The 19,817-nt window shown below is 68.5% G+C and carries 23 protein-coding genes; 17 read left to right on the top strand and 6 right to left on the bottom strand.

Annotated elements, in window-relative coordinates; translation table 11 throughout:
* Positions 1-138: 138 nt before the first annotated feature.
* Complete coding sequence (gene mshD, locus SK854_RS20365; protein WP_319976681.1) at positions 139-1,014, bottom strand: mycothiol synthase; 876 nt, start codon at positions 1,012-1,014, stop codon at positions 139-141.
* Positions 1,015-1,024: 10 nt separating this feature from the next.
* On the bottom strand, positions 1,025-1,786 hold the full coding sequence (locus SK854_RS20360; RefSeq protein WP_319976680.1) for a response regulator transcription factor: 762 nt from the start codon (positions 1,784-1,786) through the stop codon (positions 1,025-1,027).
* A gap of 189 nt (positions 1,787-1,975) precedes the next feature.
* On the opposite strand from SK854_RS20360, the gene SK854_RS20355 reads away from it, so the two are divergent.
* The 11 genes from SK854_RS20355 to SK854_RS20310 all read left to right on the top strand — a co-directional run bounded on the left by SK854_RS20355 (position 1,976) and on the right by SK854_RS20310 (position 11,595).
* Positions 1,976-2,683 carry an alpha/beta hydrolase gene (locus SK854_RS20355; protein WP_319976679.1) on the top strand — a complete coding sequence of 236 codons (708 nt, stop codon included), beginning with the start codon at positions 1,976-1,978 and terminating at the stop codon, positions 2,681-2,683.
* Entirely contained in the window at positions 2,680-3,513 is an 834-nt protein-coding gene (locus SK854_RS20350; protein WP_319976678.1) for an LmeA family phospholipid-binding protein, read from the top strand. The genes SK854_RS20355 and SK854_RS20350 overlap by 4 nt, the downstream gene beginning before the upstream one ends.
* Positions 3,510-3,917, top strand: coding sequence for a thioredoxin domain-containing protein (locus SK854_RS20345; RefSeq protein ID WP_319976677.1), 408 nt, complete (start codon positions 3,510-3,512; stop codon positions 3,915-3,917). Before SK854_RS20350 ends, SK854_RS20345 begins: the two co-directional genes overlap by 4 nt.
* Before the next feature lie 79 nt (positions 3,918-3,996).
* Positions 3,997-4,074: a putative leader peptide gene (locus SK854_RS48250; protein ID WP_360045477.1), complete on the top strand. Its 78-nt coding sequence runs from the start codon at positions 3,997-3,999 to the stop codon at positions 4,072-4,074.
* Between the two features lie 72 nt (positions 4,075-4,146).
* Positions 4,147-4,584: a DUF4395 domain-containing protein gene (locus tag SK854_RS20340; RefSeq protein WP_319976676.1), complete on the top strand. Its 438-nt coding sequence runs from the start codon at positions 4,147-4,149 to the stop codon at positions 4,582-4,584.
* A 30-nt stretch (positions 4,585-4,614) separates the two neighbouring features.
* Positions 4,615-5,460, top strand: coding sequence for a sulfurtransferase (locus SK854_RS20335; RefSeq protein WP_319976675.1), 846 nt, complete (start codon positions 4,615-4,617; stop codon positions 5,458-5,460).
* A gap of 4 nt (positions 5,461-5,464) precedes the next feature.
* Positions 5,465-5,764 (top strand): DUF1416 domain-containing protein, encoded by a 300-nt coding sequence (locus tag SK854_RS20330; RefSeq protein WP_319976674.1) that lies wholly within the window; start codon positions 5,465-5,467, stop codon positions 5,762-5,764.
* A 934-nt stretch (positions 5,765-6,698) separates the two neighbouring features.
* A complete protein-coding gene (locus tag SK854_RS20325) occupies positions 6,699-7,310 on the top strand; it encodes an FABP family protein (protein ID WP_319976673.1) in 612 nt (203 codons plus the stop codon).
* A 215-nt stretch (positions 7,311-7,525) separates the two neighbouring features.
* Complete coding sequence (gene pxpB, locus SK854_RS20320) at positions 7,526-8,113, top strand: 5-oxoprolinase subunit PxpB (protein WP_319976672.1); 588 nt, start codon at positions 7,526-7,528, stop codon at positions 8,111-8,113.
* Complete coding sequence (locus SK854_RS20315) at positions 8,110-8,976, top strand: 5-oxoprolinase subunit C family protein (RefSeq protein WP_319976671.1); 867 nt, start codon at positions 8,110-8,112, stop codon at positions 8,974-8,976. Before pxpB ends, SK854_RS20315 begins: the two co-directional genes overlap by 4 nt.
* An 84-nt stretch (positions 8,977-9,060) precedes the next feature.
* On the top strand, positions 9,061-11,595 hold the full coding sequence (locus SK854_RS20310; RefSeq protein ID WP_319976670.1) for a glycosyl hydrolase family 18 protein: 2,535 nt from the start codon (positions 9,061-9,063) through the stop codon (positions 11,593-11,595).
* A gap of 1 nt (position 11,596) precedes the next feature.
* On the opposite strand, the gene SK854_RS20305 is transcribed toward SK854_RS20310, so the two are convergent.
* On the bottom strand, positions 11,597-12,439 hold the full coding sequence (locus SK854_RS20305) for an aminodeoxychorismate lyase (RefSeq protein ID WP_319976669.1): 843 nt from the start codon (positions 12,437-12,439) through the stop codon (positions 11,597-11,599).
* Between the two features lie 71 nt (positions 12,440-12,510).
* Between SK854_RS20305 and SK854_RS20300 the strand changes: the two genes are divergently transcribed.
* Genes SK854_RS20300 through SK854_RS20280 form a run of 5 tightly spaced genes read left to right on the top strand, consistent with a single transcriptional unit; the run spans position 12,511 to position 16,656 of the window.
* Positions 12,511-12,900: a Fur family transcriptional regulator gene (locus SK854_RS20300; protein ID WP_177320500.1), complete on the top strand. Its 390-nt coding sequence runs from the start codon at positions 12,511-12,513 to the stop codon at positions 12,898-12,900.
* On the top strand, positions 12,897-13,958 hold the full coding sequence (gene ygfZ / locus SK854_RS20295) for a CAF17-like 4Fe-4S cluster assembly/insertion protein YgfZ (protein WP_319976668.1): 1,062 nt from the start codon (positions 12,897-12,899) through the stop codon (positions 13,956-13,958). The genes SK854_RS20300 and ygfZ overlap by 4 nt, the downstream gene beginning before the upstream one ends.
* Before the next feature lie 18 nt (positions 13,959-13,976).
* Positions 13,977-14,801 (top strand): BKACE family enzyme, encoded by an 825-nt coding sequence (locus SK854_RS20290; protein ID WP_319976667.1) that lies wholly within the window; start codon positions 13,977-13,979, stop codon positions 14,799-14,801.
* A 60-nt stretch (positions 14,802-14,861) separates the two neighbouring features.
* Positions 14,862-15,431, top strand: coding sequence for an RsiG family protein (locus SK854_RS20285; protein WP_093595856.1), 570 nt, complete (start codon positions 14,862-14,864; stop codon positions 15,429-15,431).
* A gap of 43 nt (positions 15,432-15,474) precedes the next feature.
* Positions 15,475-16,656 (top strand): MFS transporter, encoded by a 1,182-nt coding sequence (locus SK854_RS20280; protein ID WP_319976666.1) that lies wholly within the window; start codon positions 15,475-15,477, stop codon positions 16,654-16,656.
* On the opposite strand, the gene SK854_RS20275 is transcribed toward SK854_RS20280, so the two are convergent.
* Positions 16,599-17,459, bottom strand: a complete 861-nt coding sequence (locus tag SK854_RS20275; protein ID WP_319976665.1) for a hypothetical protein — start codon at positions 17,457-17,459, stop codon at positions 16,599-16,601. The genes SK854_RS20280 and SK854_RS20275 overlap by 58 nt on opposite strands.
* A 173-nt stretch (positions 17,460-17,632) precedes the next feature.
* Between SK854_RS20275 and SK854_RS20270 the strand changes: the two genes are divergently transcribed.
* Positions 17,633-17,821 (top strand): DUF3073 domain-containing protein, encoded by a 189-nt coding sequence (locus tag SK854_RS20270; RefSeq protein WP_030477845.1) that lies wholly within the window; start codon positions 17,633-17,635, stop codon positions 17,819-17,821.
* A gap of 72 nt (positions 17,822-17,893) precedes the next feature.
* On the opposite strand, the gene SK854_RS20265 is transcribed toward SK854_RS20270, so the two are convergent.
* Together SK854_RS20265 and SK854_RS20260 are read right to left on the bottom strand one after the other, a co-directional pair.
* A complete protein-coding gene (locus SK854_RS20265; protein ID WP_319976664.1) occupies positions 17,894-18,889 on the bottom strand; it encodes an NADH:flavin oxidoreductase/NADH oxidase in 996 nt (331 codons plus the stop codon).
* 84 nt (positions 18,890-18,973) lie between these two features.
* Positions 18,974-19,768: a pentapeptide repeat-containing protein gene (locus SK854_RS20260; RefSeq protein ID WP_319976663.1), complete on the bottom strand. Its 795-nt coding sequence runs from the start codon at positions 19,766-19,768 to the stop codon at positions 18,974-18,976.
* Positions 19,769-19,817: the final 49 nt, after the last annotated feature.

Here is a 19,817-nt window from a genome sequence, read left to right as displayed (position 1 = left end):
GGAAGGTAGGTAGCCAGAATGGACAGACCACCTAGTCAGGGTGAACGGGAGGTGAACACCGAACGGGAAGTGACGGGTCACACGGCCAAAAGAGTGACCGCGTGACCAGCGCGTATGCGTTTTGTGACGGTACGTTGACTACCGGGCGTACTGGACGTCGGCGTCCCAAAGGGTGAAGCCGAGCTTCGTGTACACGCGGACCGCCGCGGTGTTGTCCGACTCGACGTAGAGCATGACTTCCTTGACGCCCTGTTCGCGCAGGTGACGCAGGCCGGCCAGGGTCAGCACCTTGCCCAGGCCGCCGCCCTGACGGTCCGGGTCGACGCCCACGACGTAGACCTCGCCCAGCTCTGGCGTGTGCACCTTGGTCCAGTGGAAGCCCGCGAGCTCGCCGTCGGCGTCGAACGCGAGCAGGAAGCCCTCGGGGTCGAACCAGGGCTCTTCTTCCTTCGCGCGCACGTCCTCGATCGACATCGCGCCCTGCTCGGGGTGCCAGTCGAACGCGCGGTGGTTCACGTAGACGACCGCGGCCTCGTCCTTGCCGGGCACGAACGGCCGGATGGTGATGCCTTCGGGCACCGACGGCTCCGGCAGGTCGTTCTCGACGCGCAGCCGCATCCGCAGCAGCTCGCGCACCTTGCGGAAGCCGAGCTTCTCCGCGAGCTTCTCGGCGTCCGGATGGCCGCCGTGCGCCCAGATCCGCAGCGACTCCTGCGGGAGCGCTTTCACCAGTGCCTCGCCGACGCCCTGATGACGGTGCTTCGGGTGCACGGCGAGTTCGGCGACCTTGTTCCCGCCGGAGTCACCGATCAGGTCGACGTGCGCGTACCCGGCCAGTTCGCCGTTCAGGTGCGCCAAGAGGTGCCTGCTGCCTGTCGCGCCGGGGCGCATCCGCAGTCGCACGGCCTCGCCGACCGGGGCCACGCCGTCGGTGCCCCGGGCAGCCTCCAGCAACCCGGTCACCTCGGCGGCCTGGTCGGCCGTCAGCTCCTCGAACCAGCTCAGTTGCGCCACACAGGCGAACCTACCGCGCGATCAAACGCTCATCCAGGACGCGGGCGGAGTCGTCGATCTCCACCTCGGCGAGGTCGGACGGGCGGCGGGACGATCCGGGACGCGGCGGGCGGACGAACTTGTAGCCCACGTTGCGGACCGTGCCGATCAGCGCCTCGTGCTCGGGGCCGAGCTTGGCGCGCAGCCGTCGCACGTGGACGTCGACCGTGCGGGTGCCGCCGAAGAAGTCGTAGCCCCAGACCTCCTGCAGCAGCTGGGCGCGGGTGAAGACCCGGCCCGCGTGCTGCGCGAGGTACTTGAGCAGCTCGAACTCCTTGTAGGTGAGGTCGAGCGGGCGGCCCTTGAGCCGCGCGGTGTAGGTGGCCTCGTCGATCACGAGGTCGCCGAGCTGGATCGCGCCGTCGCCACCGGGCTGCGTCGTGCCGCGGCGCGAGCGGACCAGCCGCAGGCGGGCGTCGACCTCGGCGGGGCCGGAGTTCGGCAGCAGGATCTCGTCGACCGACCAGTCGGAGTTGACCGCGACCAGGCCGCCCTCGGTGACCACCGCCACCACGGGCACGTCCACACCGGACGAGTCCAGCAGGCGGCACAGCGAACGCGCGCCGACCAGGTCGGTGCGAGCGTCGATCAGCACGATGTCGTGCGGTCCGGCCTCGAGAAGCGCGGAGACCTCCGGGCGCAAGGGACGTACGGCGTGGGGAAGCAGAGCCAGCGCCGGAAGCACTGCCTCCGGGTCCGGGTCTGTCGTCAGCAGAAGCACGTCGATGCTCATCGCGGCGCCCTCCAAATCGGCCGTGGTCGGTCACCTGGACCAGACCAGCGGCGTACGGTGACCGGGCCCCGTTGCCTGCGGATGACGGAGACAATACCGGTGCACCCCGAGAAAGTCCCAGGTCAAGAAGCCGTGCTCACACTTGTTTCCACAAGCGTCATGCCTGTTACATCCATGTCACATGACGGGGTGCGTCTGCACGGCGTCCACTACAAGAGTGAAAGCGACCTCGCTTTCGTTGTGGGGCACGGGTTCACGAACAACGTGCGCCGGCCGTACGTCTCGCGCGTGCTCGCCCGGATGGCCAGGAAAGCCGGTGTCGTCGCGTTCGACTTCCGCGGCCACGGACGTTCGGAAGGCCGTTCCACGGTCGGCGCGGACGAGATCCACGACATCGAGGCGGCCGTTCTGAAGGCCCGCGAGCTCGGTTACTCGAAGGTCGCCACGGTCGGGTTCTCGATGGGCGCCTCGATCGTGCTGCGGCACGCGGTGCTGGGAGAGACCAGGCCGGACGCCGTCGCCTCCGTCAGCGGACCCGCCCGGTGGTGGTCGCGCGAGACCGCTCCCATGCGCCGGGTGCACTGGTTGCTGGAGCAGCCGCACGGCAAGCTCGCGGCACGGGCGCTCGGGGTTCGGCTCGGCGGCAGCTGGGTACAAGCGCCGGAGAGTCCGCTGGAGGTGGTCGGACGGATCACGCCCACCCCACTGCTGATCGTGCACGGTGACCTGGACCACTATTTCTCCGTGGACCACGCCAGGTCGCTGCACCGCGCGTCCTCAGGACATGCCGAGTTGTGGATCGAACCCGGCATGCGGCACGCCGAATCGGCCGCGACTCCAGACCTGGTAGACCGGATGGCGGCATGGATCGTCGCCAAGATCGAGGACGAGGAATGACTGCAGGGTATTCCGGCCAGAACCCGGCGCGCGCCAAGCCGAAGAAGAAGTCGCGGCGCGGGAAGTTCCTCATCATCGCGGTGATCGTGCTGGGCGTGCTGCTCGTCGCGGCCGACTTCGCGCTCGCGGCGGCCGGTGAGTACCAGATCGCCCAGCGGATGCGGGAGAAGCTGCAGCTCAACGAGGACCCGTCGGTGCGCATCAACGGGTTCCCGTTCATCCTGCAGGCGATCCGCGGTGACTACACGCACGTCCGGATCGACGCGTACGGCGTGCCGATCAAGGACGAGCAGCAGGGCGTCGACCTGCGCGACCTCGACGTCGGCGCCGACCTGCGGCACACCCGCGTCGAGCTGGCCGACCTGCTCGCGGGCAACGTCTCCAAGGCGACCATCGACACCGTCGAGGGCAGCGTCCGGATCAAGGCGCCGGACCTGAACCGGCTCGCGAACCAGGTGACGCCGTTCGACAAGCTCTCGATCGAGCCGGACAACCGCGCCGCGACCCAGGCGCCGGTCGACCCCCAGGCGCCCAAGACGACCGCCGCGATCAAGCTCTCCGGCCAGACCAACGTCGCCGGCAAGGTCATCACGCTCACCGCGTACGGCCAGATCGCGCTGGTCAGCGGTGCCATCCAGATCAACATCGATGACATCGAGCTGGACGACGCCTCGCTCAAGCAGATCATCCCGCAGCTGCGCCAGGCGCTTGCGATCAAGATCGACCCCGGCACGCTGCCGTTCAACGCCACGCCGACCGCCGTCGAGGTGGAGAGCGGTTCGTTCAAGCTCAGCGGCCAGATCGCGGATGTACCGTTGGTCCAACGATGACTGGTGTGTGGGCGCTGCTGGGCGCGCTGGCCGTGGCCGGCGCGATCGGTGTGCTGCTCAAGGTCCGCGAGGGCCGCATCTCTCGTGGTGAAGCTTCAGCCGACCTGCCCGCCCCCGTGCGCGACCTGCTCGCGCCGGGGGTGACGCTGGTCCAGCTCTCCACCACGTTCTGCGCGCCGTGCCGGCACGCGAAGGTGATCCTGCGCGACCTCGCCGACCGCACGGACGGCCTCACGCACGCCGAGCTCGACGTCACGAACCTCCCGGACGTCACCACCAAGCTCGGCGTCATGCGCACCCCGACGACGCTCGCCCTCACGGCCGACGGAACCGAGGTTCTGCGAGTCGGCGGAGTGCCGAAACGCGACTCGTTGATCGAGGCCCTGCGCCCGCATTTGCCCTAATCCGGTCGGGTGAACCTGCGTTGTTCCACCAGATGGACATACCTCCCGCACCGAGGGATTGAGGGCTACCCTCGCTGGCATGACCTTGCTGCTCACGAAGCGACGCGCGGTTGACCTGTGCCGCACGCGCAGCAGCCTGTGTCGCACGACGAGCTGAACTGGGCTGCTTGACGCCCATCAGCCACCTCTGCCGGACTGAATGCCCTCGTCCGTTTGCCCGGAGGTCGTCGTGCTCAAAGACCGCCCTGTTGACCCGCGCGGACCGCGCTTCTCCGCCTGGATGACGACCGTCATCCTCGCGATCGTGTTGCTCACCGGCTGGTGGCGTCTCCTCGCCGCGCAGACGGTGCTCTTCGCGATGTGCGCGTTCATCTCGCTGAAGTTGAACCCGTGGGGTCACGTCTACCGCTACGCGATCCAGCCTCGCCTGACCCCGACCACCGAACGCGAGGAAGCAGCCCCGCTGCGGTTCGCGCAGGGTGTCGGATTCGTCTTCGCTCTGATCGGCACCCTCGGTTACGCCACGGGCCTCACCACGCTCGGCATGGTCGCGACCGGCTTCGCACTGGTGGCAGCACTGCTCAACGCGGCGCTGGGCCTGTGCCTCGGGTGCGAGATGTACCTGGTGCTGCGCCGGTACGTACCAGCCTTCGCTCGACCGCAATAACGACACGCACTACTACAGGAGCAACTTCCCATGAGCCGTGAGAACGTGCTGGTCTCGGCCGCCTGGTCCGAGGAAAACCTCCAGGCGCCCGGCGTCGTGTTCGCGGAGGTCGACGAGGACACCACCGCGTACGACGGCGGACACATCCCCGGAGCCGTGAAGATCGACTGGAAGAACGACCTCCAGGACCCGGTCCGCCGCGACTTCGTCGACCGCGAGGGCTTCGAGAAGCTGCTCTCGGCCAAGGGCATCTCCAACGACGACACGGTCGTCCTCTACGGCGGCAACAACAACTGGTTCGCGGCCTACGCGTACTGGTACTTCAAGCTCTACGGCCACACCAACGTCAAGCTCCTCGACGGCGGCCGCAAGAAGTGGGAACTCGACGGCCGTCCCCTGGACAAGGAGGAGGTCACCCGCGAGGCGACCTCTTACTCCGCCCAGGAGCAGGACCTCTCGATCCGCGCCTTCCGCGACGAGGTCGTCGACTCGATCGGCAACAAGAACCTCGTCGACGTGCGCTCCCCCGACGAGTTCTCCGGCAAGCTGCTCGCCCCCGCCCACCTCCCGCAGGAGCAGGCCCAGCGCGGCGGCCACATCCCGTCCGCGGTGAACGTCCCGTGGTCCAAGGCGGCCAACGAGGACGGCACCTTCAAGTCCGACGAGGAGCTCCGCGAGCTCTACGCCGAGGCAGGCTTCGACGGCAGCCGCAAGACCATCGCCTACTGCCGCATCGGCGAGCGCTCCTCGCACACCTGGTTCGCCCTGCGCGAGCTGCTCGGCCACGAAGACGTCAAGAACTACGACGGTTCTTGGACGGAGTACGGCTCGCTGATCGGCGTGCCGATCGAGCTCGGTTCCGGCAAGGAGGCCTGATCTCATGACCAACGGCTGCGGCGCCCCTGCTCAGGGCGGCACGATCGACGCTTCGACCACGGAAACCGTCCTGGAGGGCAAGGTCCTCGCCGACGGCACCCCGGTAGGCGGCGCCTTCGTCCGCCTGCTCGACTCGACCGGCGAGTTCACCGCCGAGGTGGTCACCTCCCCGGAGGGCGACTTCCGCTTCTTCGCGGCACCGGGCAGCTGGACCGTCCGCGCGCTGCACCGCACCGGCAACGGCCAGGCCGCCGTGTCGGCCTCCGGTCCGGGCGTGCACGCGGTGGAGATCGCGGTCGCCTAGGCAGGCAAGACCTGGTTGGTACGACGAGGGCCCCGGCGGTTTCGCACCGCCGGGGCCTTCCGCGTCTCGGGCAGGCTCGCGGTCTCGGCACGCGCTCGCGGTCTCGGCGCACGCTCGCGCAGGGGTCCCCTTGGATTTGGAGTCCCCCGCGACCCAACCTAGCGACGGGGTCTGACACTCCCGCGAAGCCGAAGCCGAAGCCGAAGCCGGGACCGGGGCCGAAGCCGGGACCGGGGGCGGGGCCGGGGCGGGGAAAAGGGGAGGTGGGGGAAGGCAGGCGGGGTGAAGGCTGCGGGGCAGGGAAGGTGAGGGCGGACGGCCCGGGCGTGCGGTCATGGCAAGCCCCGATCGCACGCGATGCCGAAGGCGAGCCGTCCTTACCGCGCGGCCTGGGTGGGGTGGCTTCGTCACGAGTCGTGCCACAGCTCTTGCTGCATCAGGGAAGGGGTGTCAACTCGACACGCTTTTCGTCGAGTTGACACCCCTTCCCTGATGTGGCCCGCTCTTGGCTCGACTCGTGACGAAGCCACCCCACCAACGCAACCACCAAACCAACGCAACTCCGCCCAACGCAACAGGCGTGCCATCAACCCGCCGGTGGCGTAGACCCCGGCTTTTGATCAGATTGGCGGGGTCTGGGGCGGAGCCCCAGGAATCAACCGCCACACACGCCCGCAAGGTCACCCACCTACGAACAACAAACCGCCGCCCGCCAACGCAACCGGGGGACGGCCCACGCAACGAACGCGCACACCGAAGGCGGGGCAGGGCCCGCACCCCCCGGTGTCCTCCACCACCACAACCCTGCACGTCCCAACCAGGGAGATATCCTCTCCACCGTGGAACACATCTTCACCGGACTCCTGGTGCTAGTGACGATCGCCGTAATGTGGTTCGCCGCCTACGTCGTCTACCGCCTCTACTCCGACCAGCGATGACCAGCGGCGACGAGGCCATCCGCCTGGCCGAGGAACGTGCGGCGGCCACGAAGCAGCGCAACCTCCCCCAGTTCACCGACATGCCGATCCCGGCAGACACGGCGAACCTCAGAGAAGGCGCTGACCTGAACGACGCCCTCCTGGGCGTCCTCCCGCTGGTGGGCGTGTGGCGTGGCGAAGGCGAGATCGTCTACCCGACGATCGACGGCCCGTTCCGCTTCGGCCAGCAGATCACCTTCGCCCACGACGGCCGTCCGTTCCTCGTCTACGAGGCGCGGTCGTGGCTGCTCAACGAGGCAGGCGAGGTCATCCGGCCGGCGGCCAGGGAACAGGGTTTCTGGCGTCCGCAGGAAGACGACACGATCGAGCTCCTGCTGACGCACAACACGGGCATCGTGGAGCTGTACTACGGCAAGGTGCGCACGCAGACGTCCTGGGAGTTCGCGACGGACGCGATCATCCGCTCCGCCACGGCCAAGGAGGTCAAGGGCGCGCAGCGGCTGTACGGCGTGGTGAACGGCGACCTCGCGTACGTCGAGGAGCGCGCCATGATGGGCCAGGAGATGCAGCCGCACGCGTCGGCGCACCTCAAGCGCATCGTCGGCTGACTGGTCGCGGCGCAAGGCGCCCACGACGTTGCCGAACGGCACGCAGGTGACGCTGAACGATCCGACGCGAGGATCGTTGGATCGTTGAACGATCCGACAGAGGTGTTGCCGGATCGTTGAACGATCGGGCCGCCGTACAGCTGGATTGCCGGATTGTTGAACGATTCGCGTGTCGGATTGTTCAACAATCCCACGATTCCCCGTAACATGGGTGCATGCTTCTGCGGCGCTGCGGAACCGACGCGCTCCTGGTCGAGGTCGACTCACTGGGCGAGGTCGCGGCCGTCCGCGCCGCCCTCGAACGACTCGACGGCATCGAGGAACTCGTTCCGGCCGCCCGAACGGTGCTGGTCAAGGGCGCCCTGAACCAGGTCAGGGACGCACTGAAGACCATCGACCTGACCAAGGCCCCCGCGACGCACCCGCGCGAGATCACCATCCCGGTCAGCTACGACGGCCCCGACCTCGGCCTCGTCGCCGAGACGGCCGGCATCACCCCGGACGAGGTGGTCAAGCTCCACACCGAGGCCACCTACGAGGTCGCGTTCTGCGGCTTCGCACCGGGCTTCGCCTACCTCACCGGCCTTCCGCAGAACCTCCAGCAGCCCAGGCTCGACTCCCCGCGCACGAAGGTCCCGCAGGGCTCGGTCGGCATCGCGGGCGAGTTCACCGCCGCCTACCCGAGGCCGACACCGGGCGGCTGGCGACTGATCGGCCGCACCGAGATCACGCTGTTCGACGCCAAGGCCGAGACCCCCGCACTGATGCAGCCGGGCGACCAGGTCAGGTTCGTGGTCGCATGAGCCGCAGTGACACGAACCGCAGCGTCACGATCATCAGAACCGGCCCCCAGGCACTGATCCAGGACCTCGGCCGGCCGGGCAACGCGCACCTGGGCGTGCCACCGTCGGGTGCCCTCGATCAGGACTCGCTCAAGCTCGCCAACCGCCTCGTCGGCAACCCCGAGGACGCGGCTGGGCTGGAACTCCTGCTCGGCGGCCTCGCGCTCAAGGCGAACACGAGCTGCACGATCGCCGTCACCGGGCCGTCCACCGAACTCGAGGTCGACGGCAGGCTCGCCGACTCCCACCAGCCGATCCACCTCAAACCCGGCCAAGCGCTGGAGATCGGCACCCCGCGAACCGGTCTGCGCAGCTATCTCGCCATCTCCGGCGGCATCGAAGTACCGGAGGAACTCGGCAGCCGCTCGACCGACCTGCTCTCCGGAATCGGTCCAGACCCGTTGCGGGACAACGACGTCCTGCATCTTGGGAAGCCGAACACACCCAACGGCGCCGATGTCGTGCCGCCCGTCCAGGCACTGCAAACGTTGGTCATCCCGATCCGGCTCGGGCCGCGCGACGACTGGTTCGAGCAGGCGGAAACCCAGCTGCGGCAAGGGTCCTGGACGGTGTCGGACCGCAGCAACCGCGTCGGCGCGCGACTGCAGGGCACGGCACTGAATCGTCGTGACGGGGAGATTCCCAGCGAGGGAATGATCACCGGTGCGGTTCAGGTGCCGCCGGACGGGCAGCCGGTGGTCTTCCTCAACGATCATCCGACAACCGGTGGCTACCCCGTCATCGGTGTGGTGGACAACGATTACCTGCGTTTTCTCGGGCAGGCGCGGCCGGGCACGAAGGTCAGGTTCCGTCCGATCGACTGAGGATCACGCCGTTGACGGAAGTGGTCCAGACCAAATACCGTAACTCCCAGCCGCCGCGGAATCTCTACCAAACTGGAGTTCCGCATGCGCCGGATCCCTGCCCTCCTGGCAGTTCTGATAGCGGCATTAGCCCTGGCGGTCCCTGCAAACGCCGCCACGGGCATCACCGCGACCTTCTCCCGCACCGGTACGACCGGCAAGTTCGTGGTCGCCAACGCGAGCACTGCCGCGCTCAACGGGTGGTCGGTCAAGTTCGACCTGCCCGCCGGTGTCACGGCGAGCAGTCCCCAGAACGCGACGATCACCCAGAACGGCACGAGAGTGACGCTCACTCCGGCCTTCTACATCAACAACCTTCCCGCCGGACGCAACACCGAGCCGTACAGCCCGACGTTCACGCTGAGCGCCGCGGCCGACCCGACCACCTGCACGATCAACAACATGGCGTGCGACGGCAGCGGCACCGCACCGCCGGCGCCGACCGGGCTGACGGCCGAGTACTCGGTGGCCGGTGGCGCGGCGAAGTTCGTCGTCCGCAACCACTCCGCCGCCGCGGTCTCCGACTGGTCGATCTCCTTCACGCTCCCCAACGGCGTCACGGCGAGCAACGGCCAGAACGGCACCGTCGCCCAGAACGGCAACCAGGTCACGATCACTCCTGCGCACTACAACAAGACCATCAACGCCGGTGCGAGCACCGAGCCGTACAGCCCGGCGTTCTCGATCAGCTCGAACGTCGACCCGGTGACGTGCCGGATCAACAACGCGAACTGCGACGGCAGCGCGGACACTCCGCCAAGCACGCCAACGGGTCTCGCCGCACCGACGAAGACCACGCGCACGGTGACGTTGCAGTGGAACGCCTCCACGCCGGGTTCGCTGCCGATCGCCGGCTACGACGTCTACAACGGCTCCACGCCGGTCGGCAGCTCCACCACGACGTCCACGATCATCACGAACCTGAACCCGAACACCGCGTACTCCTTCACGGTGCGGGCCAAGGACACCAAGGGAACGCAAAGCGCCCCCAGCGCCGCGCTGAGCGTCACCACCAACAACCCCGCCAACGACACCACGCCTCCGACCGCGCCGGGCAACCTGCGTTCGACGGCGAAGGACGCGGGCAGTGTCACGCTGGCTTGGAACGCCTCCACGGACAACAGCGGGGTCGCGAACTACGACGTCTACGTGGGTTCGACCGTGAAGCAGACGGTCTCCGGCACCACTGCGGTCGTCAGCGGCCTCTCGCCGTCCACGGACTACACCTTCACCGTCAAAGCACGGGACCTCTACGACAACGTGTCCGCGGCCAGCAACGCGCTGAACGAGCGCACTGGTGACATCGTCGGCGGCTACGCCCGTGTCGGGTACTTCGTGCAGTGGGGCATCTACGGACGCCAGTACTTCGTGAAGGACATGGACGCCGCGAAGATGACGCACGTCAACTACGCGTTCGGCAACATCGACCCGGTCAACCTGACGTGTCTGCACGGCGTCACGAAGGGCACGAGCCCGAACCCGCAGGACCCGAACCAGGGTGACGGCGCCGGCGACGCGGAAGCCGACTACAGCAGGCCGATGAGTGCGGCGCAGTCCGTCGACGGCGTCGCGGACAGCGGCTGGGAACCGTTGCGCGGCAACTACAACCAGCTCAAGAAGCTCAAGGCGAAGCACCCGAACCTCAAGGTGCTGATCTCGCTCGGCGGTTGGACGTACTCCAAGTACTTCTCCGACGTGGCGGCGACGGACGCGGCGCGCAAGAAGTTCGTGTCGTCGTGCATCGACGTCTACCTCAAGGGCAACCTGCCCGTGTACAACGGCGCCGGCGGTCCCGGCACCGCGGCGGGCATCTTCGACGGCTTCGACCTCGACTGGGAGTGGCCGGGCGCGGAAGGCCACGCGGGCAACCACTTCGGCCCGCAGGACAAGGTCAACAACACCCTGTTGATCGAGGAGTTCCGCCGGCAGATGGACGCGTACAGCACCACCACGGGCAAGCGCTACCAGCTCACGGCGTTCACCCCGGCCGACCCCGGCAAGATCGCGGCGGGCTGGGAGCTCGGGCGGGTCGCGCAGTCGATGGACATCTTCAACGTCCAGGGCTACGACTTCCACGGCTCCGGCAGCGACAACTCGTGGGAGCCGAACCGGACCGGCCACCAGGGCAACCTCTACCCGGACCCGGACGACCCCTACACGACGAAGTTCAGCGTGGAGAGCACCGTCCAGGCCTACCTCGACGCAGGGGTGCCCTCGCGCAAGATCACGCTCGGGCTCGCGTTCTACGGCCGCGGCTGGCAGAACGTGGCCAACGGCGGCAAGAACGGCGAGTGGCAGACCGCGGGTGGTGCGGCGCCGGGCCAGTTCCCGGAGGAGTCGGGCACGCGCGGGTACGCCAACCTCGTCGCGTCCGTGCCGAACTGCACCGTCTTCCACGACGAGGTGGCCGTGGCGACGTCCTGCTACACCGGCAACCAGTGGTGGACCTTCGACGACGCCTGGTCGATCCAGAAGAAGACCGCGTGGCTCAAGTCGAAGAACCTGCTGGGCGCGATGTTCTGGGAGATGTCGGGCGACCGCGGCCCGTTGATGGCCGCGGTCGACGCCGGACTCCGCTAACTCAGTATTCGGACTCGTACAGGCCCTGCAACTCCGCCTGCAGGGCCGCCGAGTCGGGCAGCTGCTTGCCGTCCAGCACGTTCACCCGCGTGATCTTGCGGACGCTGGACGCGAGGAACACGCCCTCGGCGTCGTAGAGCTCGCCGGTCTGGATCGGCTCCACGAGCACGGTCCAGCCGGCGCGCTCGGCGGCGCGGAACAACGCGTACTGCGTGGTGCCCGGCAGGATGCCGAGCTTCGACGGCGGCGTGACCAGGGTCTTGCCGCGCACCAGGATCAGCGTCGAGGTCGGGCCTTCGAGCACCGAGCCGTCCGACGTGGTGAAGATGACCTCGGCAGCACCGCGGCGCTCTGCTTCGCGCAGCGCGGCCATGTTGATCGCGTACGACAACGTCTTCGCGCCCAGCAGCAGCCACGGCGCGCGGTCGGCCAGGTCGGCGTCGATGCCGCGGTCCAGCGTCACCGCGGACAGGCCCTCGGTGCGCTGCTTGAGCACCTTCGCGCCGATCTCCATGCCGAGCGCGAAACCGGTGGGCGTGCCGTCGCCGCCCTCGACGCCGCGGGTGCAGACGAGCTTGAGGGCGAACTCCCTGCCACCGGTCCAGTTGCCGATGACGAGCTCGACCGCGCGCTCGAACTCCGCTCGCGGAGGGGGCTGCATGTCGAGCATGGCCGCGGACCGGTCGAGCCGGTCCAGGTGCGGCGTGAGTTCGCGGGGTTTCCCGTCGACCACGAGGATCGTTTCGAACACGCCGTCACCGCGCATGAGTCCGAGGTCGTCGACGCGGATCTGCGGCGAGTCGGGGTCAGCGAGGGTTCCGTCGAGCAGTGCCAGCACGCGCATGGAACGAGCCTACTAACATCAGTGATGTGGAGACCGCAAGAGGGCTGCGCAAAACCCTGCACGACCGCGGCATGAGGATGACGCCGCAGCGTCAGCTCGTGCTGGACGCGGTCAGGTCGCTCGAACACGCGACGCCGGAGCAGATCTGTCAGCGCGTCCAGGAGACGGCGCCGACGGTCAACATCACGACGATCTACCGCACGCTCGACCTGCTCGACCGGCTCGGGCTGGTGCGGCACACGCACCTGGGTCACGGCGCCCCGAGCTACTCGGTCGACGACCACCAGCACGTTCACCTGGTGTGCCACGTCTGCGGCTCGATCCAGGAAATCCCGTGTGAGCTTCTCGACCCTCTGGTCGGAACATTGCGGGAGCGCGACGGGTTCGAACTTGATGCAAGCCATCTCGCGCTGTCCGGCACGTGCCGAGACTGTTTGACGCAGGAGCAGGAGACCGAGTGACCCTCCCCGGAGCCGTCCCGCCGCCCGACGATTCCACGGATGCCGGCGTCGCCTGGCACTACGGCGACCCGTTCGCCGAGCAACGCTCCGCCGTCCGTTCCGCGGTCGTCTTCGACCGCTCGAACCGCGGTGTGATCGCGATCCCTGGCGAGGACCGGCTCACGTGGCTGCACCAGCTGACGAGCCAGCACTTCGAACAGCTGCACGAGGGTGAAGCCACCGAGGCGCTGATCCTCGACGCCCAGGGCCGCCTGGAGCACCACATGGTCGTCGCGAACGTCGGCGGCACGGTGTTCCTCGACGTCGAGAAGGTCGACGACCTGCTGGCGTACCTGAAGAAGATGGTCTTCTGGTCCAAGGTGGAACCGCGCGACGCCACCGGGGAGTTCGCGCTGCTGACGCTCGTCGGCCCGGACACCCCCGCGATCCTGGAGAAGCTCGGCATCCCGCTGCCGTCCAACGTGGACGCGCTCGGCGAGGGTTTCGTGCGCAGGACGTCGTGGCCCGGCCAGAACGCGGTCGACCTGCTGGTCCCGCGGGCCGAACGTGCGGACTGGTGGCAGCGCATCACGGACGCCGGCGCACGCCCCGCGGGCAGCTACGCGTTCGAAGCGCTGCGGGTCGAGTCGCTGCGGGCGCGCCAGGGCATCGACACCGATGAACGCACGATCCCGCACGAGGTCGGCCTGATCGACCCGGCCGTGCACCTGAGCAAGGGGTGCTACCGCGGCCAGGAGACGGTCGCGAAGGTCCACAACGTGGGACGCCCGCCCAGGCGAATGCTCCTACTCCACCTGGATGGTTCTGCCGATGCCCAGCCGGAGACCGGTGACCCGGTGACGCTGGACGGGCGCGTGGTCGGCCGGGTGGGCAGCGTGGTGTTGCACCACGAGCTCGGCGCGATCGCGTTGGCGCTGGTCAAGCGGTCCGTACCGGTCGAGGCGGAACTCGTCGCCGGAGCACCCGAACGGGAGGTTCCGGCACGAATCGATCCCGACTCGGTGCCCGCGGACACGCCCGGATTGGGCCGGGAAGCTGTTCGCAACCTGCGGGGATGACCCCCTAGAGTCGCGCCTATGTCCCTGGGCACGCTGATCACTGTCGCTCCCACCGGAGCGGAGCACGCGAAAGCCGACGTCCCGCAGCTTCCGGTGACCCTGGAAGAGCTGGTCTCGACGGCGCAGACGTGTGAACAGGTCGGCGCGGCGATGATCCACGTCCACATCCGTGGCGAGGACGCGAAGCCGTCGCTGGACCTCGGTCGTCTGAAGGCCACCGTCGAGGCCTTGCGGTCTGAAACGAGCCTCGTCGTGCAGCTCTCCACCGGCGGGTCGGTGCACGACCCCGAGTCGGACCGGCTGCGCGTGCTGGAGGCGATGCCGGACTCGGCGTCCTGCACGATGGGCACGGTCAACTTCGGTGACGACGTGTTCATGAACCGCTGGGAGTTCATCGTCTCCCTGCACAAGGGCATGCAGGAGCGCTCGATCGTCCCGGAGTACGAGATCTTCGACATCGGGCAGCTCGCGTCGTTGAAGCGCCTGCTGGACCAGCACGGCCTGCCCGCGGGCGGCCACGTGCACGTCGACTTCGTGATGGGCGTGCCCGGCGGCATGCCCGGTGACGCGGCGACGCTGGTCGCGGCCGTCAACGCTCTGCCGGACGGAGCAACGTTCTCCGCCACCGGGATCGGCCGGACGACCCTGCCCGTGATGTTCACCGCTTTGGGTGCGGGTGGCCACCTCCGAGTGGGTATGGAAGACACCATCAGCTACTCGCGGGGGGTGCCGGTGCGGGACAACGCACAGCTCGTGGCACGTGCCGCAGGTCTCTCCAAGATCGCCCAGCGACCCGCTTTGACACCTGATGAGGCGCGAAAGCTGCTGGGCGTGCACATTTGAGACAAGTTTGGTGCATGGGATGTGTTGGCGGGTAGGGAGGATCTACCGCAGGATGGACACGTGATCGAGGTGCGTCCTGGCGGGCGCCGCCGAATCGACCGGGTGCTCGCCCCCGACTACACGGAGGGCGTCGAGCAGCGCCCGCTCGTCGAGGTGCGCGAACTTCGCGACGAGGCCGCGCAGGAAGAGACAGATCTGTCCTACCTGCGGCGGTTGTTGCACGCGCGCATCGACATCGTGCGTGCGGAGCAAGAGCGCCGCAGCTCCGGTGGCTCGGCCGTGGTCGAGCAACTGGCCACGATCCTCTCCACGAACGCCGTGGGGCCCGCGACCGGTCTGGGTCGCTATCAGACCCATGAGCCGTCACGTGCTGATGCGCATCAACGGCACGTCGAGGCGCTCATCTCCGACGTGGACCTCTCCGACGTGAGTTCGCTGGCCGACGATCGCCTCGGCGACGTGCTGGAGACCCTCATCTCGGAAGAGGCGTCCGTGTCGGTGCGCCGGCGCGAGGTGCAGGTGGTCGTGGACCGGCTCAACGCCGAGATCGCCGCGCGCTACCAGCGCGGGAGTGCCTCGGTGGACGAGCTGCTGGCTGCCGAGCGCGGACACCACCGTCCCAAGAGGTAAGACGAGCGTTCCACTTTCTGAGCAGCCGACCTAGCGTGCCCTCATGGGGTACCGCTGGGTCGTTCTGTCTGTCGGGGCGTTGGCTCAGGGCACGAACGCGGCCGTGTTCCTCGGCCTGCCCGCGATCAGCCCGCAGCTCCAGCAGCACTTCTCACTGACGTTGCCCCAGGTCGGGCTGCTTCTCGGTGCGGTCAACCTCGGCACGATGATCGCTCTCGTGCCGTGGGGAGTCGTCGCGGATCGACGCGGCGAACGCCTCGTGATGACCATCGGCGGTGTGGGTGCCGCCGCGTGCCTGCTCTCCGTGGCGTTGGGCAACGCGTGGATCGCCGGGCTCGCGCTGCTCGGCGCCGGGCTGTTCGGTGCCAGCGTCAACGCGGCCAGCGGCCGGGCGGTGATGTCCTGGTTCAGCCGGGAGTCGCGCGGCCTCGCGATGGGCGTCCGGCAGACGGCGACCCCGCTCGGCGCGGCCCTCACCGCGGCCGTCCTGCCGGGGATCGCGATCTCGGCCGGGATTCCCACGGCGTTCGTCGTGCTCGCCGGCGTCACCGCCTTCGTGGCGCTGGCGGTGGCTCTGCTGGTCAGGGAACCGCCCGGCGCGATCCGGGCGAGCACCGAGCACGGGCTGGTGCTCAAGGATCCGAAGCTGCTGCGGCTGTCGCTCGCCAGCGGACTGCTGGTGGTGCCCCAGTTCACCGCCACGGCCCTGCTGGTGCCTCTGCTGCACGGACACCGCGGCATGAGCGTCACGGCGGCCGCGGCCGTCTTCGCCGTCGCCCAGCTGCTCGGCGGGGCCGGACGGCTGGCCGTCGGCGTGTGGTCGGACCGGGCGCGCAGCCGGATCGGACCGCTGAAGATCATCTCTGTGGCCACGGCGGGCGGGTTCGTGCTGGTCGCGGCGCTGGATCAGGCGCCGTTGCCGTTGCTGATCGCCGCCCTCGTCCCGACCAGCCTGTTCGCGCTGTGCTGGAACGGGCTGGCGGTCACCGAGGCAGGCGAGCTCGCCCCGGAAGGCCGCAGTGCCACCGCGATCGGCATGCAGAACTCGGCGAACTACCTGAGCGCGGCGGTGACCCCGTTCGTCGCGAGCTTCGTCGCGGTGCACGTGGCATGGCCTGCGGCGATGCTCCTGGCGGCGGTGGCAGCCGTGGTCGCGCGGGTGTTGATTCAGCCGTGGCGTTCTCTGCGAGCCAGCTCGCCCCAGAACTCACGCAGCGTCTCGTAGCGCAGCGCGACCTCCTCGGCGTCGTCCGCCTCGAGGGCGTCCACGATGGCGTTCACGTCGGCCGCGGAGGTGTCCTCCAGCAGGTCCTTGTCCTCCAGCAGCTGCACCAGGCCGCCGTAGTCGAGCTCGACGGCCGAGTGCGGGTGGAAGTGCTCCAGCCAGCGGCCGGTGTCGGAGAGGATCTTGGCGGGGCCGTCCTCGCCCAGTGAGCCCTTCACGACCTTGAGCGCCCGCGCGACCCGTCGCCTGGCGTCGGCCATCGCCACGCGCCACGACACCTGCCGTTCCGGGTCGTCCTGAGCGCTGGCCAGCACCACGCGGCGCTGGGCGGGGTCGACGAGGGCGAACCACGGCAGCGGGACCGTCCAGGTCGTGGAGATCACGTGGACCGCGCCCGCGGAGAGTTCGGCCATCACGGAGGACGCGCGCGCCCGGACCGTCTCCGGCGAGAGGTTGAGGGCCGCGTCCTGCAGGATCGGCGGCGCGGTGGCCAGGAAGCCCACCAGAGCGGCGGCGGACCTCGCCCGGAGATCAAGGGGGCAGACGAGCGGCCCCGGGCCGACACGGGCCGCTTCAGAGGTCGGAACCTCGGCCGGACTGATCGTCATCACGTCGAAGGACTCGCCCGGGAGGAGCTTTCGTCCCAACTGTGATCGCAACCACAGCTCCCGTTCCCGGTCACCTACCTCCGACCGGGGCACAGGGCCCTCTTCCAGGGCTTTTTCGACCTTGGAAGCTAGCGGTGCGTCCAATACCGATAACGGTTCGTACACCCGTAGGTAGGCGACGAACGGTCTGGGCACGTGTGCATCCTTCCACGCGAGGGGGGCCACGAGATTTGGCGGTACGTGTCACGCCTACCGCGTCGCGAGGAACCCCATCGGCACGGTACGGTAGTTACCAGGAATCAGTTGTCGAGACGAGTGGGGCCGCCGTTCCCCCGGCCGCCCCCGTCCCTGTGCGAGGGGGTCGAGCCATGGGGCGCGGCCGAGCTAAGGCCAAGCAGACGAAGGTCGCCAGGGAGCTCAAATACAGCTCTCATGAGACCGACTTCGCTGCATTGCAGCGCGAGCTGTCGACTGATGAAAGGTCGCCGAACGGGAGTAGTGGTGGCGATGAGCCACACGACGACCCGTACGACGACTACGACGACTACCGTCGCTGAATTCAGCCTTCGGAGTTCAAGGGTTGGGTGGCCGGTTCGCCGGCACCCAGCCCTTGAACTCTGAGGGCTCTTTCAGAACGCCCTGGCGTACTGCTTCGGCGCGAGGATCTCCACACCCAGCTGCTGTGCCGCGTGCAGCGGCCAGTACGGGTCGCGGAGCAGTTCGCGTGCGAGCAGGACCAGGTCGGCGGAACCGTCCGTCAGAATCTGTTCGGCCTGCTTCGCTTCGGTGATCAGGCCGACCGCACCCGTGGGCACGTCTGCCTTGCGTCGCACCGCTTCGGCGAGCGGCACCTGGTAGCCGGGCCCGATCGGGATGTCCGCCTGCGCGGTGTTGCCGCCGCTGGACACGTCGATCAGGTCCGCACCCGCGGCCTTGAGCGCCTGTGCCAGCACAACGCTGTCGTCGGCGGTCCAGCCGTTGTCGACCCAGTCGGTGCCGCTGATCCTCACGATCACCGGCACGTCTGGGCCGACCGCCGCACGCACCGCAGCCGTGACCTCGACGGCCGGGGCGATGCGTTCCTCGATGCTGCCCTCGTTCGTCAGCGGCGAGTAGAACTCGTGCAGCAGGTAGCCGTGGGCCGCGTGGATCTCCAGGACCTCGAAACCGGCCTCGATCGCCCTGAGCGCGCCGTCGACGAACGCCTTCACGATCCCAGTGTGGTTCTCGAGCTTCTCCGGCGTGTTACCGCCGGGGAACGGCTCTGTCGTGGGCGCGACCGGCACCCAGTCACCGATCGCCTTGCGGCCGGCGTGCGCGAGCTGGATGCCGGGCACCGAGCCGTGCTCCTTGATGAACGCGGTGATCCGCTTCCAGGCCGCGACCTGCTCGTCGTTCCAGATGCCGACGTCCTGCGGCGAGATCCGGCCGCGCGGCTCGACTGCGGTGGCCTCGGCGATGACCAGCCCGGCGCCGCCAACGGCGCGAGAGCCCAGGTGGACGAGGTGCCATTCGGTCGGCACGCCGTCTTCCTTCGTCACCGAGTACTGGCACATCGGGCTGACCGCGATGCGGTTGGGCAGGGTGACCGAGCGCAGGGTCAGCGGGGAGAACAGCAAGCTCACGGGAAGCTCCCTCAGAACGTTTCGTAGGGCTACGAATCATTCAAGGGGTGCGGGTCGGCGTGTTGTTCCCGGATGTGAGGCATCTCAGTCACTGAACAGCGACGCAGAGACACGGGCGGGAGTGAAGTCGGGCGGCCACAGCGTCCCGCGGTTGACCCTGGCCCCGGTCAGGACGGCTTTGTCCAGGTTGACGGCGCGCATGTCCGCGCCGCGCAGGTCCGCGTCCGTGAGGTCGGCGGCGCGGAGGTCGGCGCCTTCGAGGCAGGCGACCCGCAGCGACGCCTCACGCAGGGAGGCTCCTCGCAGGTTCGCGTCACGAAGGTCCGTGGCGTCGAGGACAGCTCGGTCCAGACACGTTCCGAGCAGCCGGGCGCCGGCGAGGTTCGACCGGCGGAACACCGCCCCCGCGAGCACCTGTTTGCCCAGGTCGATACCGCGAAGATCGACGTGGGACAGGTCGACCTGCACACCGGGCCGCCGGGTGAGGATCGCCAGAGCCGTTTCGACGTCCTGGCTCCTGACGACCGGGCCGGACGGCTCCGCGGCCGTCCAGGGAGATCGCTCGCGCAGGAAGTCCCCGAGGGTGTCGTCCACGAGTTGCCGGCTCTTCGGCGAGTCCTTCGCGATCTGTTCCAGCGCGTCGAGGCCGCCGAGCCTGACCTCGGCCTGGTCACTGCCGAGGTGCTCGACGGCGAGGCGGTACCGGTCGACGACCTGGCCGTCCCTGACCTGATACCAGCCCAGCGCACCACCCGCGACGATCAGCACCCCGCCGAGGAGCAGCAGCGCCGCCGATCGCGGAGCGGTCTGCGGCAGCACCAGGACGACGCCGAGTGCTACCAGGGCGAACGCGCCGAGCCTGAACATCCGCTTGCTCACGGAGGGTCATCCTCGTGATCTCATCCGTCCAGCGGTATCCGCTGTTGGA

Source organism: Lentzea sokolovensis (genome assembly GCF_033949975.1).
GTDB lineage: Bacteria > Actinomycetota > Actinomycetes > Mycobacteriales > Pseudonocardiaceae > Lentzea > Lentzea sokolovensis.
This window is presented reverse-complemented; position numbering and strand designations above follow the sequence as displayed.